The organism is Psychrobacter sp. Ps4, from assembly GCF_022129285.1.
Taxonomy (GTDB): Bacteria; Pseudomonadota; Gammaproteobacteria; order Pseudomonadales; family Moraxellaceae; genus Psychrobacter; species Psychrobacter immobilis_A.
Genome location: NZ_JADQAK010000002.1, coordinates 1 through 17,512, shown reverse-complemented (window position 1 = coordinate 17,512; position 17,512 = coordinate 1). Strand labels below are relative to the sequence as shown.

At 42.9% G+C, this 17,512-nt stretch carries 10 protein-coding genes, 1 tRNA gene and 1 pseudogene; 1 reads left to right on the top strand and 11 read right to left on the bottom strand.

Annotation, left to right across the window (positions count from 1 at the left end; translation table 11 throughout):
• The first annotated feature begins 38 nt into the window (after positions 1-38).
• The gene (locus I3252_RS01475) at positions 39-2,687 is read left to right on the top strand and encodes a PBP1A family penicillin-binding protein (protein ID WP_238033990.1); all 2,649 of its coding nucleotides are present in this window, start codon (positions 39-41) and stop codon (positions 2,685-2,687) included.
• A 185-nt stretch (positions 2,688-2,872) separates the two neighbouring features.
• Here I3252_RS01475 and I3252_RS01470 read toward each other — a convergent pair whose 3' ends face one another.
• From I3252_RS01470 to tuf, 11 genes and pseudogenes are all read right to left on the bottom strand, one after another.
• Positions 2,873-3,394: a DUF6586 family protein gene (locus I3252_RS01470; protein ID WP_201554838.1), complete on the bottom strand. Its 522-nt coding sequence runs from the start codon at positions 3,392-3,394 to the stop codon at positions 2,873-2,875.
• A gap of 167 nt (positions 3,395-3,561) precedes the next feature.
• Positions 3,562-7,794 (bottom strand): DNA-directed RNA polymerase subunit beta', encoded by a 4,233-nt coding sequence (rpoC, locus tag I3252_RS01465; RefSeq protein WP_055124834.1) that lies wholly within the window; start codon positions 7,792-7,794, stop codon positions 3,562-3,564.
• A gap of 188 nt (positions 7,795-7,982) precedes the next feature.
• On the bottom strand, positions 7,983-12,101 hold the full coding sequence (gene rpoB, locus I3252_RS01460) for a DNA-directed RNA polymerase subunit beta (protein WP_087814768.1): 4,119 nt from the start codon (positions 12,099-12,101) through the stop codon (positions 7,983-7,985).
• A gap of 791 nt (positions 12,102-12,892) precedes the next feature.
• Positions 12,893-13,264, bottom strand: coding sequence for a 50S ribosomal protein L7/L12 (gene rplL / locus I3252_RS01455; protein WP_011514491.1), 372 nt, complete (start codon positions 13,262-13,264; stop codon positions 12,893-12,895).
• A gap of 126 nt (positions 13,265-13,390) precedes the next feature.
• The gene (gene rplJ / locus I3252_RS01450; protein WP_045443904.1) at positions 13,391-13,918 is read right to left on the bottom strand and encodes a 50S ribosomal protein L10; all 528 of its coding nucleotides are present in this window, start codon (positions 13,916-13,918) and stop codon (positions 13,391-13,393) included.
• 446 nt (positions 13,919-14,364) lie between these two features.
• Positions 14,365-15,066: a 50S ribosomal protein L1 gene (rplA, locus tag I3252_RS01445; protein WP_045443901.1), complete on the bottom strand. Its 702-nt coding sequence runs from the start codon at positions 15,064-15,066 to the stop codon at positions 14,365-14,367.
• Complete coding sequence (gene rplK, locus I3252_RS01440) at positions 15,067-15,498, bottom strand: 50S ribosomal protein L11 (protein ID WP_010201717.1); 432 nt, start codon at positions 15,496-15,498, stop codon at positions 15,067-15,069. It lies immediately after the preceding gene.
• A gap of 91 nt (positions 15,499-15,589) precedes the next feature.
• Positions 15,590-16,120: a transcription termination/antitermination protein NusG gene (gene nusG, locus I3252_RS01435; RefSeq protein ID WP_045443893.1), complete on the bottom strand. Its 531-nt coding sequence runs from the start codon at positions 16,118-16,120 to the stop codon at positions 15,590-15,592.
• Positions 16,121-16,177: 57 nt separating this feature from the next.
• Entirely contained in the window at positions 16,178-16,666 is a 489-nt protein-coding gene (gene secE / locus I3252_RS01430; protein ID WP_238033989.1) for a preprotein translocase subunit SecE, read from the bottom strand.
• 51 nt (positions 16,667-16,717) lie between these two features.
• A tRNA-Trp gene (locus I3252_RS01425) sits at positions 16,718-16,793 on the bottom strand.
• A gap of 378 nt (positions 16,794-17,171) precedes the next feature.
• Positions 17,172-17,512, bottom strand: a pseudogene (tuf, locus tag I3252_RS01420) (elongation factor Tu); the annotation flags it as partial.

Sequence of the window (17,512 nt, the reverse complement as noted above, 5' to 3'; positions counted from 1 at the left end):
GTTTTATCTGTTGCAAATTTTAATTGATAAGTCTTCTTATGACCAAAAAAAATGCTACCGCCCGTCTCATTCACTTTTTGGTGGGGCTTGTTATTGCCTGCTTGGCATTGGCAGTTATCTTAGCACTTGCTGTGCCCATTGGTTTTTATGGGATGGCGATGTATTTATCGCCTACCCTGCCTAGCATTCAAGAGATTAAAACAGCAAATTTAGAGATGCCATTACAGATATATAGTAGTGATGACAAACTCATTGGCCAATATGGTAACCGTTTATCTTTACCCGTTACTTTTGAAGATATTCCTGAAAATTTGACTCATGCTTTTTTAGCAGCAGAAGATGCGTCCTTTTTTCAGCACAGCGGTATTAGTATTAAAGGTCTTGGTCGCGCAGTGACAGAAGTAGTGACTGACGACGACAGCCAAACGGGCGGCTCTACCATTACCATGCAGGTTGCCAAAAACTACTTCTTAAGTCCAGAGCGCACCTTAAATCGCAAATTGGTCGAGCTATTTTTAGCACGTAAAATAGAAGATGAGCTCAGTAAAAATGATATCTTGACGCTTTATGTCAACAAAATCTATCTAGGCGAAGGCGCTTATGGTATCCGCGCCGCGGCCAAAAAATACTATAGTAAATCCCTAGAAAACCTCACTATTGCTGAAACAGCAATGTTGGCAGGTCTACCCAAAGCCCCTTCTAAATATAATCCTGTTGCCAATCCAAGTCGCGCCCTCACTCGCCGCAACTGGATCATTGGACGCATGCACGAGTTAGGCTATATCACCAAAGCACAACGCGACGAAGCGATCAGCTCACCAGTAGGCATTAACCTCTATAAAGAGAAGCTCGACGTCAATATGCCGTATTTGGCAGAAATGACACGCTCTACCTTAGTTGATCGCTATGGTGAGCAAGTGATGCATAGTGGATGGCGGGTACGCCTTACCGTTGATAGCAAAGCACAAACAGATGCGGAAGCGGCGGTACTGACAGGTTTAGTGGCTTACGAACATCGTCATGGTTGGCGCGGGGCTGAAGCAAATGATGAACCGCTAGAAAATTTCCGACGCTATAGCAATATGACTCCTGCCAAAGTCACCAAGGTTAATGCTCGCAGTTTTGAGGCGACAATGCCTTCTGGTGAGAATGTGACCGTTGGTTGGTCTGGGATGAGCTGGGCACGCAAGTATATTTCTGCCAATCGTATCGGTTACTTTCCTGACAACGCCCGCCAAATTGTCAATAAAAACGATATCATTCGTTTGATACCGACCGCGAATGGTAATTGGCAGTTGGGACAAATTCCCAAACTACAAGGAAGTCTGGTCTCCTTGAATCCAGAAACTGGTGCTGTTAAGGCATTGGTCGGTGGCTTTGACTTTAATCACAGTAAATTCAATCGTGCTCTACAAGGCTGGCGTCAACCAGGCTCAACCATTAAACCACTTGTCTATACCGCTGCTCTAGAAAAAGGCTATCGCCCAGATAGCATTGTTTCGGATCGACCGATTCAAGTAGGTGATTGGAAACCGAAAAATTCTGATGGAAGATTTTTGGGAGATATTACTTTACGTCGTGCTCTATATCGGTCACGTAACTTAGTGTCTATTCGATTGCTACAGGCTGTGGGCATCTCTGATGTGCGCGACCTGTTAGATGAATTCGGTCTTGATAAAGAAAAGCTGCCGACGACTTTGTCGTTAGCGCTAGGCACAGGACAGGCTACACCATTACAGATGGCAACAGCTTATGCCACGTTTGCAAATGGCGGTCACCGTGTACAGCCGTATTTTATCGAACAAATTTATAATTATAATAATAACCTCCTCTTTCAGGCAAACCCACGCCAAGCGTGTGCCACCTGCTTCAATGAAAAACTTGAAGACCTCAATAGAAATCTCATCGAAGATTATAAGAAGTCAATTGAAAATGAAGACAGTGCTATCGATGATGAAGTGATGGTTAAAGAACAAAATTTAGAAAATATTGATAACATTGAACAAAACGGTAAAGCGCTAAATTTAAAGGTTTATGATGCTAGTCCACAGGCCGATCGCTTAAAAGCGCCAGCGGTTCAATATGCACTGGCTAAGCAAGCACCTCGAATCTTACAACCCAGAGTCGCTTTTGAGATGGCAGATATCTTACGTGATGTCGTACAGCGTGGTACGGCAGTACGAGCCAAGGCTTTAGGTCGTGATGATATTGGTGGCAAGACCGGTACCACCAATGAAGCAAAAGACGCTTGGTTTGCAGGTTTTCATCCTACCAATGCAACTGTCGTGTGGATGGGTTTTGATCAACCATCAACCATGGGTCGTCGCGAATATGGTGGTGTGGCAGCTCTACCCGTTTGGATGGATTTTATGAAAGCCCAACTTAAAGACACGCCTCATCAATGGGTGTCTATCAATAACCGCGCCAAATCGAAAAAACAAAAGCAAAAAATTATAGAAATGACTGATGATGGTATTCTGGCCGATGATGAAGATACGGATAGCAGCGAATCAGAAAAACCAGTTAAGACGCAGACTCAACAGCGTAAATCACCACCAGCTGAGCCTGTTGAAGTACAAACTAGCTCTCAAGCAGCCAAACCTAGTAACAGTCGTAGTAATGATAGTGTGCCGCAAAATCCTTTATCGGTAACACCCGTTGAGCGCATGCCACCGATACCAGAGTAGACAACCATTAATAATATAAACTTATGACTTAAAAAAAGGCTTATTTGGCACTCGCTAAATAAGCCTTTTTTATACTTAATACTTTGATCAATACCACTCTATTAAAGGACAGTCATCAGTCAACTAGAACATGTCTTCATTTTAAAAATGGTGATAAAAATGAGATAAATTTTTAATAACTATTTTTAGAACTCAACCATACCAGCACGTAGTTGCTCAATCAGCTCTAAAAACTGCTGACGCCATTCGCGTATTGTCGTCTCATCTGGCAGCCATTGATTCGACAAGGTCACAACGTTAACAATAAGATCAGGTGAGGCAGTATTGCTTGGTGTTTGATCTACGATAGTATCTGGCGGCACGGCGTACAGACAACGCTGATACGCACGCTCTATATTGGCCAAAAAACCCTGCTGCTGTAACTGCTGTAACCGCTGAATCTCAGGCGATACTTGGGTACGCTCGCTCAATGCTTGCTCAATATCTGACAATGTTGGTGCGCTCATGTTTAAACTATAAAAATAACCTAGCTCTTGGGTAAATGCGAGAAAGGCACCGTATAGATGAAAAATAGCAGTTTCACAATGGGCTTGATAGTGCTGCTTATCATCGGTACTTCCCGCTGCTTGGCAGGATAGACGACAGAAATACAGTTTTTGATTGGTTCGATCTGCTTGATATTTGGCAACGCGGGTTTTACCTGCCATTTGCGACTTATCCTTATATGAAGTGTAAATTAGGGCATATTTTCCAGTGTACTATTTTTTTAGATCACAGTACCATGCATTTCTCACTTTATTGCACACACAAAAAAGCCAGCAACTTAGGCTGGCTTTTTATCAAATTGACAATAAATCAAAGACGCTTAATACTATTAATTATCCTGATTAAGCTCTTGTGCAAAGGCTTCATCGAAGCTTGCAAAGTCTTTACTATCCGTGCTCGCTGACATATCAAATGCTGCATTGTCAAACCCTGCTTTAAGATCTTTATCTAGCAGTTTTTGCTCCGCTTTCTCTTTACGTGCTTTATGATAAGCAAGACCAGTACCAGCAGGAATCAAGCGACCAACGACCACGTTTTCTTTCAGACCACGTAGCTCATCCACTTTACCAGTCACGGCAGCCGCAGTTAGTACACGGGTCGTCTCCTGGAACGATGCTGCTGAAATAAAGCTTTCTGTTGCCAGACTTGCTTTGGTGATACCTAGTAATTGACGCTCGAACTGTACTGGGAATTTATCTTCCGCTTCCAGCTTCGCATTCAATGCTTTGATATCAGAGTACTCTGCTTGATCGCCTTTAAAGTGGTTTGAATCGCCGCCATCAGTGATTTCAACTTTGCGCAACATCTGACGAATAATCACTTCGATGTGCTTATCGTTGATTTTTACACCCTGCAAGCGATAAACATCCTGTACTTCGTTAACAATGTAATCAGCAAGTGCAGTCTGACCTTTCAAACGTAAGATATCATGTGGATTCTGTGGACCATCAGCGATCACTTCACCACGTGCTACCGTTTCGTTTTCAAAGACGTTGATTTGACGCCATTTCGGGATTAGCTCTTCATGAATCTCACCATCTTCATTGGTGATGATGAAGCGGTTTTTACCTTTAGTCTCTTTACCAAAGCTAACCACACCTGTCATTTCTGCCATGATGGCATGATCTTTCGGACGACGTGCTTCGAACAAGTCAGCAACACGTGGTAGACCACCGGTAATATCTTTGGTACCTGAAGAGGCTTGTGGTACACGACCCAAAATCGAACCGGCTGCTACTTTTTCACCATCGCTGACGCGAATGATGGTTTCAGCTGGTAAGAAGTAAACCACTTCTTTACCTTCATCAGTGTTCAAGATAATCGCAGGACGTAAGTCTTTTGCTGAACTTGAACGGTCACGAGTAGCAAGAATCTCAAATGAGCTCATACCAGTCGCATCATCAACTTTTACGGTAGCAGTCAAGCCATCAGTGATCTCACTGAAGCGTGCAGTACCAGCAAATTCTGTGATAATAGGATGCGTGTGCGGATCCCATTTAGCGATGGTTTGACCAGCATCAACCTGATCTTCGTGTTTCACAAGCACGCTAGAACCATAAGGCACTTTATAGCGCTCACGCTCACGACCAAGCTCATCGGTCAAGGCGATTTCAGCTGAACGCGATACGATGACTAAGTGACCATCGGTATGTTGAACCGTTTTCATGTTTTCGAAATGCGCTTGACCAGCACTACGAACTGAGATGCTGTTATCCACTGATGCTGAGCTTGCTGCCCCGCCCACGTGGAATGTACGCATCGTTAACTGAGTACCAGGCTCACCGATAGACTGAGCGGCCATAACACCAACTGATTCGCCGATATTCACTTTATGACCACGAGCCAAATCACGACCATAACACTGTGAACAAACACCATGCTCAACATTACAAGTAATAACTGAGCGTACCCAGATGTCATCAATCGCATTGTTATCAAGCACGTTTACCCAATGCTCATCGATCAAAGTACCTGCTGGAATCAATACCTTATCAGCATCATCGTTATAAGTCACATCACGAGCCGTCACACGACCTAGCACTAGCTCACCTAACTTCTCAATGATTTCACCACCTTGAATATGTGGTTTCATGAGCAAGCCTTGCTCAGTACCACAGTCATCACTGGTAATAACCAAATCTTGTGCCACATCAACCAAACGACGCGTCAAGTAACCTGAGTTAGCGGTTTTCAGTGCCGTATCCGCAAGACCTTTACGTGCACCATGCGTTGAAATAAAGTACTGAAGTACGGTCAAGCCTTCACGGAAGTTTGCTTTAATTGGCGTTTCGATGATTGAACCATCTGGCTTAGCCATCAAACCACGCATACCAGCCAACTGACGAATCTGAGCCGCACTACCACGAGCACCAGAATCTGACATGATAAAGATAGAGTTAAATGACTTCTGCTCTTCTTCCTCACCTTTGGCGTTCATGATTTTATCAGTGGCTAAGTTGTCCATCATCGCTTTAGCGACTTTGTCATTGGTACGTGACCAGATATCAACTACTTTGTTATAGCGCTCACCAGCGGTCACAAAACCTTGCTCGAATTGATCTTCGATTTCGCGAACTTCGCCTTCTGCCACTTCGATGATTTGCTTTTTCAGTGGTGGAATGACCATGTCATCAATACCGATAGACACACCAGACAATGTCGCTTGGGCAAAACCAAGATACATCAATTGGTCAGCAAACATGACACTTTCTTTAACGCCAACTTTACGGTAGCAAGAGTTGATCAAACGAGAGATGTTTTTCTTCGTCATCTCTTGGTTACATTCATCAAAAGACATACCTTTAGGCATGATGTTCCAGATCAATAAACGACCTGCAACCGTTTCTTTTAAACTGATTTCTTTAGTCTCATTGCCATCTTCATCAATATGCGTCTCGGTGACACGCACTTTGATCTTAGCGTTTACATGCAAATCGTTTGAACCAATCGCACGCAATGCTTCATTAACGGTGGCAAAAATCATGCCCTCGCCTTTGGCATTGATAGAGGAGCGACTGATGTAATATAGACCCAGTACAACATCCTGTGACGGTACGATGATTGGATCACCGTTCGCAGGCGACAAGATGTTATTGGTAGACATCATTAGCGCACGTGATTCAAGCTGTGCTTCTAGGGTCAATGGCACGTGAACGGCCATTTGGTCACCATCAAAATCGGCGTTAAACGCGGTACAAACGAGCGGATGCAATTGGATTGCTTTACCTTCGATTAGTACTGGCTCAAATGCTTGCAAGCCCAAACGGTGAAGCGTTGGTGCACGGTTAAGAAGCACTGGATGCTCACGGATAACCATGGCCAGCATATCCCACACTTGCGGCTCTTCACGCTCTACCATCTTTTTGGCAGCTTTAATCGTGGTCGCTAAACCATGAGACAATAATTTGTTATAAGTAAATGGTTTGAATAATTCAAGTGCCATTTTCTTTGGTAAACCGCACTGATGTAGACGTAGCGTTGGACCAACAACGATCACCGAACGACCAGAATAGTCAACACGCTTACCAAGTAAGTTTTGACGGAAACGACCTTGCTTACCTTTGATCATATCAGCCAAAGATTTCAATGGACGCTTGTTACTACCAGTGATCGCACGACCGCGACGACCGTTATCAAGCAAGGCATCCACTGATTCTTGCAACATACGCTTTTCGTTACGTACGATGATATCAGGTGCGCTCAGCTCAAGCAGACGCTTTAGACGGTTATTACGGTTAATGACGCGGCGATACAAATCGTTTAGATCTGAAGTCGCAAAACGACCGCCTTCTAGTGGTACTAGCGGACGCAAATCTGGTGGTAGTACTGGCAAGATGTTCATCACCATCCACTCAGGCTTGTTATTAGAGTCACGGAAGGCTTCTAATAATTTAAGACGCTTAGACATCTTTTTAAGCTTGGTTTCAGAACCAGTTTGCGGGATCGCTTCGCGCAAATCATCGATTTCAAGATCTAAATCGATATCTTTCAATAGGTCTTGAACCGCTTCAGCACCCATTTTAGCAGTGAATTCATCGCCAAACTCTTCAAGCGCTTTATAATAATCTTCATCATCGAGCAGTTGATACTTCTCTAGAGAAGTCAAACCTGGCTCAGTAACGATATAGCTTTCAAAATACAGAACGCGCTCGATATCACGTAGCGTCATGTCTAGCAATAGACCGATGCGGCTTGGTAATGATTTTAAGAACCAAATATGCGCCACTGGACTGGCTAGGTCAATATGACCCATACGATCACGACGTACTTTCGCAGTCGTCACTTCTACGCCACATTTTTCACAGATAACGCCTTGGAACTTACGGCGCTTATATTTACCACATAAACATTCAAAGTCTTTTACTGGACCAAAGATTTTGGCACAAAATAGACCATCACGCTCAGGCTTAAACGTACGATAGTTAATAGTTTCAGGCTTTTTCACTTCGCCATGCGACCATGACTTAATGACGTCAGGTGAGGCTAAAGTAATTTGAATGCTATCAAACTCTTGATTACCGTTGCCGGTAGGGCTTTGCATGATATCGAGTAAATCTTTCAAGTTGCTTCTCCGTTATCTTTATAATCATCTGATAGCGTATTATTGACGCAAATAAGATGAATGAAGGCAATGAATAGGGTTGAGACAAATCACTAAAAGCAGCAGCGATGCGCATACTGCTTTTAGGTTGACCACTAAGGATAATAATTGACTGAGACCATGTTAACGATAGTCTCAATCAGCCGTGCTTAATGGGTTTGTTTTAACTCAATATTAATACCCAATGATTTGATTTCTTTGGTCAGTACGTTAAACGATTCAGGCATACCTGGATCCATATACTGCTCACCATCAACGATGTTTTTGTACATACGCGTACGGCCTTCAACGTCATCCGACTTCACAGTCAGCATCTCTTGTAGCGTATAAGTCGCGCCGTAAGCTTCTAGTGCCCAGACTTCCATCTCACCGAAGCGCTGACCACCAAACTGAGCTTTACCGCCGAGTGGCTGCTGCGTCACTAATGAGTAAGAACCAGTTGAACGTGCATGCATTTTGTCGTCAACCAAATGGTTAAGTTTGAGCATATACATATAACCAACGGTTACTTTGCGGTCAAACTTCTGACCAGTACGACCATCATACAACGTCTGTTGACCATCGCGATCCATACCAGCAAGCTCTAACAGATCCTTAACTTGGCTTTCTCTTGCGCCGTCAAATACTGCTGTGCCCATTGGTACACCAGCGCGCAAGTTATCTGCTAGCGCCATGATGTCATCATCACTCAAGCTATCAAGATCAACTTGCTCACCGCCGACTTGGTTATAGATTTTGTCTAAGAAGTCACGTAAATCTTTGATCGCTGCTTGCGATTTGAGCATACCATCGATCTTCTCGCCCAAGCCTTTCGCTGCCATACCCAAATGCGTTTCTAGAACCTGACCGATGTTCATACGAGATGGTACACCAAGCGGGTTCAAGACGATGTCAACGGTATTACCATTCTCATCATAAGGCATGTCTTCAACTGGCATAATGCGCGATACCACACCTTTGTTACCATGACGACCCGCCATTTTATCACCAGGCTGAATACGACGCTTAACCGCTAGATATACCTTAACGATTTTTTGTACGCCATGTTGTAAGTCATCACCAGCGGTTAATTTGCGTTTTTTCTCAGCAAACTTCACATCGATGTCTTTTTGCTTATCAACCAAATACTCAGCGATTTGCGTGAGACGCTCAGAGATTTCTTCTTCAACAGGCTGAATATCAAGCAAAGTCTCAAGGCTCATATCTTTCATATCGGCCAATGCCATCACTGTACCGGCTTTTAGACCAGAACCACCGCTGACTTTTTGACCATCTAACAGATTACCGATACGACCACGAGCCGCTTCTTCAAAGATACGTAGCTCTTCTTTTAAATCTTTACGATAGCTATCAAGCTGTGATTTTTCAATGGCACGTGCGCGCGCATCTTTTTCAACGCCGTCACGAGTAAAGACTTGAACGTCAATAACCGTGCCTTTACTTGATGTTGGTACACGTAGTGACGTGTCTTTAACATCGGCCGCTTTTTCACCAAAGATAGCCCGGAGCAATTTCTCTTCTGGCGTTAGTTGCGTTTCACCTTTTGGCGTCACTTTACCAACTAGAATATCACCAGCATCCACTTCAGCACCGATATAAACGATACCTGCCTCATCAAGGCTTGATAGAGCGGCTTCACCAACGTTTGGAATATCCGCAGTGATCTCTTCAGTACCTAGCTTGGTATCACGTGCCACACAAGTCAATTCTTGGATATGAATAGTAGTAAAACGATCTTCTTTAACTACTTTTTCAGATAGCAAGATTGAATCTTCGAAGTTGTAACCATTCCACGGCATAAATGCGATGCGAATGTTCTGACCCAATGCAAGCTCACCAAGATCCGTTGACGGACCATCAGCCAAGATATCGCCTACAGCAATAGCATCGCCTTGGTTAACGATAATACGTTGGTTGATACAAGTATTTTGGTTAGAACGCGTGTATTTAACGAGGTTATAGATATCAATACCAGCTTCACCAGCAATCATCTCATCTTCATTCACACGAACCACAACACGTGAGGCATCAACGTCTTCGATCACACCGCCACGCTTAGCAATAACACAAACGCCAGAGTCACGAGCAACGTGACGCTCCATGCCCGTACCTACTAACGGCTTGTCAGCACGTAGCGTAGGAACTGCCTGACGCTGCATGTTCGAACCCATCAAGGCACGGTTAGCATCATCATGCTCTAGGAATGGAATTAGACCTGCTGCTACCGATACAACCTGACTTGGCGACACATCCATATGCGTCACTTTTTCTGGCGGCATACGCACGAATTCACCATAGCTACGCACACTGACCATTTCATCAGATAACGCGCCTTCTGCGGTTACTGGTGAGTCAGCCTGTGCAATGACCGTACCTACTTCTTCAATCGCTGATAGATACTCAATGACATCCGTTACTTTACCATCAACCACACGGCGATAAGGCGTTTCTAAGAAGCCAAAGCTGTTGGTTTTAGCAAAAGTTGCCAATGAGTTGATAAGACCAATGTTTGGACCTTCAGGAGTCTCAATCGGGCATACGCGGCCATAATGGGTATCATGTACGTCACGTACTTCAAAGCCTGCACGTTCACGGGTCAGACCACCGGGTCCTAGAGCTGAGACACGGCGTTTATGGGTAACTTCAGACAATGGATTGTTCTGATCCATAAACTGCGATAACTGGCTTGAACCAAAGAATTCTTTCACCGCAGCCGCAACAGGCTTCGAGTTAATCAAATCTTGTGGTGACAAGTTATCAGATTCCGCTGAGCTCAGACGCTCTTTGACCGCACGCTCTACACGTACTAGACCAACACGGAATTGGTTTTCTGCCATTTCGCCTACAGAACGAATACGACGGTTACCTAAATGGTCGATATCATCGACTTCGCCGCGACCATTACGAATCTCAATCAATTCTTTTAGGACATTAACGATATCGGCATTGGTCAATACACTACGAGCGCGTTGGATGTCTGGATCATCAGTATTATCAAACTCTAACCCTAAACGACGGTTAAATTTCATACGACCGACATTTGATAAGTCATAACGATCCGCGTTGAAGAACATGCTGTCAAATAGTTTTTCAGCGGTCTCAACCGTTGGTGGCTCACCTGGACGCATGACTTTATAAATTTCAATCAAGGCTTCTTCGCGGCTTGAGGTGCTATCTGCACGTAGCGTATCGGCAATATAACTGCCTTGATCGATATCGTTGGTGAACAAAATGCTGAACTCTTTGATAGACTCGCTGGCTTCAAATGCACTTAATTTAACCAATAACTCATGGTCAATTAGAGTATTCGCTTTAGCGATAACTTCGTCATTCACCACGATATCTTCAGCTAAAATACGCTCATAGAGATACTCATCAGGTATCGCAATCTTCGTCATACCTGCTTCTTCAAGCTGACGAATACGGCGTGCATTAATACGCTTGCCCTGCTCTACGATGACATCACCTTCTGGTGATACGATATCGAACTGAGCCATCTCACCGCGCAAGCGATCAGCAACCAGATCAATCTCGAACTGCTCTTCACCTTTATAAACGGCTACTTTATCAAAGAACAAATCTAAGATTTCAGACGTTGTCAAACCAAGCGCACGTAGAATAATTGAAGCCAATAGCTTACGACGACGGTCAATACGAGCAAAAACTAAGTCTTTGGCGTCAAATTCAAAATCTAACCATGAACCACGGTAAGGGATAATACGGGCGTTATAAAGCACTTTACCACTTGAATGCGACTTACCTTTATCATGATCAAAGAACACACCAGGTGAACGATGTAGCTGAGATACGATAACACGCTCAGTACCATTGATAATAAAAGTACCGTTAGCCGTCATCAACGGCATTTCGCCCATATAGACGCTTTGCTCACGGATATCTTTAATAGCCGCTTTGCTGTCTTTGTCTTTGCTATCTTTGTCTTTGATGATCAGACGGATTTTGACGCGCATCGGCGCAGCAAATGTTGAGCCACGCAAGATACACTCACGCTCATCAAATTCAGGCGTGCCTAAATAATATTCAACGAATTGTAGCTCTGCATTACCAGAGTGACTCTCAATTGGGAAAATAGAGGAATACGCAGCTTGCAAACCAGTATTCTCACGAGCTTTTGGCTTTTTGTGCTCTTGCAAAAATTGCTCGTAAGAATCTACTTGAATAGACAGTAAATAGGGAATGTCCATCACAGTGGGCAATTCAGCAAAACTTTTGCGAATACGCTTTTTTTCAGTATAAGAATATGCCATCGAGAGTCCTTACAGTAAACGTGGAAACAAATTAAAAGCGTGGCCAGCGTGCATAAATACGATACAAACTTGGCGACGTAAACGATAATATAAAACAGGTAATCGTGTTCAGTTGATATCTTTTGTCAATTACTACTTCTGCTATCAGTGCTTACTTAGCACCCTTACTTTCATTTTATGATCGGTATCTAAGTCAGTCTATATGACCACTCAGACGACCAAATTCAATATCACATCATCTAAAACATATTACTTTTTAGGCAAAACTTACTCATAGAGGTAAGAAAAAATGACTCGTTCAAGGGTATTTCTAAGTTATCTGCTATCAAAACTGATTGTATTTAGTCATTTTTCTTTCAAAAAACCGGCTCTTTCAAAACCAACAATTCTATCAAAACTAATATCGTCGCTGATATGTACCGTCTATAAGCCTAACTACTGACAGTAATACTCTGCGAAACGGACAACCTAAACTTAATAGCTTTTCAGAATTAATAATAATCGGGGTAACTATAACTTTTAGAATCAGTATAAACTATAGTGTTAATGGGAAAGCATGCAGACACAAAAAAATGCCAAACATCTATGGACGTTTAGCTTAAATTAACTGATTTCAAAAACTGGCATGTGTGCTTGCATGTATATCGTCTGTCCTTTTGATGGGTATCCACCGTGATGTTGCATACGACTGTTGGCAGACACAAAAGGTCAAGCTACGAATTATAGTAAAAAAAAGCTGGCAATGCAAGGCATTACCAGCTTTTTTTGTACAACACTAAGATAAGCGAAGCTTATTTTAGTTCAACAGTTGCACCAGCTTCTTCAAGTTTCTTTTTCAACTCTTCAGCTTCAGCTTTGTTAACGCCTTCTTTGATTGGAGCTGGAGCGCTTTCAACCAAATCTTTCGCTTCTTTCAAGCCAAGACCAGTAGCTTCACGTACGGCTTTAATTACGCCAACTTTCTTCTCGCCAAAGCTGGCAAGAACTACGTCAAACTCGTCTTTTTCTTCAGCAGCAGCAGCAGCAGGGCCAGCAGCAGCAGGTGCAGCAGCAACAGCAGCTGTTACGCCGAATTTTTCTTCCATAGCGCTGATTAATTCAACGATATCCATTACTGACATTTCAGCGATTGCGTTTAACACGTCATCTTTAGATAGTGCCATGAGAACTCTCCGTTATCTGATAAAAATTAATTGATTTTAAAATCGCTTGGATTGCTTGCCAAATTTTCAAATAGTGTTGGCAGTAAAGTGCAATCGGCGATGTCAAAGTTACGTTAAAACAAGCAATTATGCCGCTTCTTTTGCGTCTTTGATTGCTGCTACCGTGCGAACAAGCTTACTAGGAACAGCGTTCATAGTTTGAACAAGCTTGGTAACTGGTGCATTCATAGTAGCCATCAAGATAGAGATTGCTTCGTCGCGAGTTGGTAGCTTCGATACGCGCTCTAGCTCTTCTGGACCATAAACAACACCACCAACTGATACCAATTTGGTCTCTAAAGCTTTGTGATCTTTACTGAACTCGAAAACAACTCGAGCAGCAGATCCCAAATCTTCCATAGAGAAAGCCAAAAGTAATGGACCAGTCATACGGTCTGACATGCTCTCAAACTTAGTGCCTTCAAACGCACGTTTTGCTAGGGTATTTTTTACCACTTTCAAAACGACGCCTTTTTCACGGGCTTGTTCGCGCAGCTTAGTAAGCTTTGCAACACCAATACCATGATATTCGGCAGCTACTGCTGAGTAAGCATTAGCAGCAACTTCAGACACTTCAGCCACAACTTGTTGTTTTTGCTCTAGCGTTAATGCCATAAGTTGACTCCTTTAATCTTATCAATCAGCTGAATATTTAATCATTTAAACCTAAGCTTTTAAGCATTGGCATTCAATAATTAAACGAATCGCTTAGACTGACTTGATACGACACGTTATCAGCATATTTATTAATAATAAATTTACTCATAACGACTGATTACGGCACCGTTATCAGAATGACATCAAGTGATAGATTGAACTATCGGCTCTTATCAACAACTGGGTGGGTCACCGTCTGCGTAGGACAATTGAGATTTTCATCTTTCGTCGATTAACAAAAGCAGCTCGTTGTTATTACTAATGATCCGAAAACAATTAATAAAAACGTAAAACTGCTTTCTACCTACGGTCTTAGACAGCATAGCGTTTGCTACGCTGACCTAATTCTTTAAAATATTTTTGCAGCCTTTATTTAAAATCGTCAAATAAAGGCACATATCTAATTATTTTGCTGTGCGATATGGAACTGGATCAATACTTAGACCAGGACCCATCGTGCTAGACAAGGTAATTTTCTTAATGAAAGTACCTTTAGAAGTAGCAGGCTTAGCACGTCTTAAATCTGCAATCAGTGCTTCAGCATTCTGGATTACTTGCTCAGCAGTAAAACCAACTTGACCGATAGTCGTGTGGATGATACCTGCTTTGTCTACACGATACTGTGCTTGACCGGCTTTAGCGTTAGTAACCGCTTCAGCAACGTTAGGCGTAACCGTACCGACTTTAGGGTTAGGCATTAGACCACGTGGACCTAGGATAGTACCTAGTTGACCAACAACACGCATTGCATCAGGAGCAGCAATAACGATATCAAAGTCCATGTTACCAGCTTTGATTGATTCTGCTAGGTCTTCAAAACCAACGATATCTGCACCAGCTTCTTTGGCGGCTTCAGCAGCAGCACCTTGAGCAAATACAGCAACGCGTTTGGTTTTACCAGTACCAGCAGGTAAGTTAGTAGCGCCACGAACCACTTGATCAGATTTACGCGGGTCAACACCCAAGTTAATCGCAATATCAATTGACTCTTTGAATTTAAGAGGTGGTAAATCGTTTAGGATTTGAACCGCTTCTTCAACTGTATACTGCTTTTCATGTACGATACGGCTTTGAATTTCTTTTTGACGTTTGGTTAGCTTGCTCATTTACACACCCTCCACGGTAATACCCATTGAACGTGCAGTACCAGCGATGGTACGAACAGCAGCATCAAGATCAGCAGCAGTTAAATCTGCATCTTTGGTCTTAACGATGTCTTCTAGTTGTGCACGGTCAACTTTACCGACTTTAGCGGTATTTGGTGTACCAGAACCTTTAGCGATACCAGCAGCCTTACGTAGTAAGTATGCAGCTGGTGGTGACTTCATGATGAAAGTAAAAGACTTATCGCTATATACAGTGATCTCAGTAGGAATCGGTAGACCCGGCTCTTGATTTGAGGTCGCAGCGTTAAATTCTTTACAGAACGCCATGATGTTCACGCCTTTTTGACCCAATGCTGGACCAATCGGTGGTGAAGGATTTGCTTTGCCTGCAGGGACTTGTAGTTTGATGTAACCATCAATCTTCTTAGCCATGATTTTCTCCTAAATGGGTAATAGCGCCAAATCAATGTGGTATAAACCTTATTGACTAACAGCTCCCCGGTTAATGAACTTTTTTGCTGATTTAGTCTAGCTTTTCAACTTTACTAAATTCAAGCTCGACCTGAGTCGGTCGATTAAATACGTTTACGGTTAAATGTAGTTTAGACTTCTCGTAATCCACTTTTTCTACCAACCCTTTAAAGTCAGTAAATGGACCATCGATAACCAACAGCTCTTCGCCCGGCTCAAATAAAGTCTTAGGACGTGGGTCGGTTTCAGTCTGATTCAAACGGTTTAAAATACGATCTGCTTCTACTTGCGTAATTGGCGCTGGTGTTTCAGGTGTGCCACCGATGAAACCCATAATACGTGGGCACTCTTTAACAATGTGCCAAGTATTGTCGTTCATTTCCATCTGGATCAATACATAACCTGGAAAGAACTTACGCTCACTCTTACGCTTTTTGCCGTCTTTCATTTCAACGACTTCTTCAGTAGGAACCAATACGTCACCGAATGATTCAGCGAAGTCACTACGATTAATACGATCAGTTAATGAACGCTGTACTTGCTTTTCATATCCTGAAAACGCTTGGACAATATACCAACGCATATCACGCTCCTGATCATTATAAGTAAATTTTGGGGTAAGACTCACTAATACGTGCGACTAACCAATAAAGATGCCAACGAACCAATTGAAAAAGTTATCTAATAACCAAACCAGAAAACCAACAATGGCAATCATGACAATGACCTGCCAGGTATATTGAAACGTTTCATCCTTACCTGGCCATGTCACTCGGCGCAATTCAACAGCAGCGTCTTTTAATAATATTTTAAAAGCGCGGCCTTGATGCGTTAATGCCAAGCATACTAAGGCGAATACAATAAGGGCAACGATAATACCAATACGTACCCAGATATCATTGGCAGGTTGCCAATAGCCAGGTAAATACTGATTAACTAACGTCGCCCCGATTAATACTGCTGCGGCAAGTAGCCACAGTACCACATCTTTTATTGAGCCTGTCTTAGCCACTTCAACAGCAGTTGTTTGATTGCCCGCTGAGATGTGCTTACCTTTAGACAGCATTCCACCAGCACCCGCCTTGGCATCAGATAACTTAGTCTCGAGGTTATCTTGATCATTGCTCATAAAGAACTCGCTTCGGAGATGGTGAGGTATAACAAAGATGTGATAAGAAGATGGCAGGCGATGTAGGACTCGAACCTACAACCCTCGGTTTTGGAGACCGATGCTCTACCAATTGAGCCAATCGCCTATGGGTGTAAAGGACAGCATTATACAATATTTGATATAAAATGCAAGCCTTTAGCGGTAAAATTATTACTTTACCTAGTTTTACTCTTATTTGAATGTGCTATTGAATCATCATTACTTTAACAAAATGAAGATACAAGCGACTAATAAGAAGCAGCGTTAATATAGCAAGCTCCGCTAAGAATTACAATAGATGGGAAAGTAAATTATAAACGTTATAGATATAACTGGCTAATCATGTTGGCTAAGATAACAAAAGGTTTGATCATACTACCGAAGAATAACCATATTTCCTGATCATTTTATCTAAAAAAAGCCACCCTTAAACAAGGATGGCTTTTTATGACTAACTTACAAGCTCATTACTGAGACTGATAGATTAGTTTAGTACGTTAGCAACAACACCAGCGCCTACCGTACGGCCGCCTTCACGAATAGCGAAGCGAAGACCTTTGTCCATAGCGATTGGGTGGATAAGCTCTACGCCCATCTCAACGTTATCACCAGGCATAACCATTTCAGTACCGTCTTGTAATTGGATTGCACCAGTTACGTCAGTAGTACGGAAGTAGAACTGTGGGCGATAGCCGTTTAGGAATGGTGTATGACGACCACCCTCTTCTTTTGACAGTACATATACTTCAGCGTCAAACTTGGTGTGAGGAGTGATTGAACCTGGCTTAGCTAGTACTTGGCCACGTTGTACGTCTTCACGCTTAG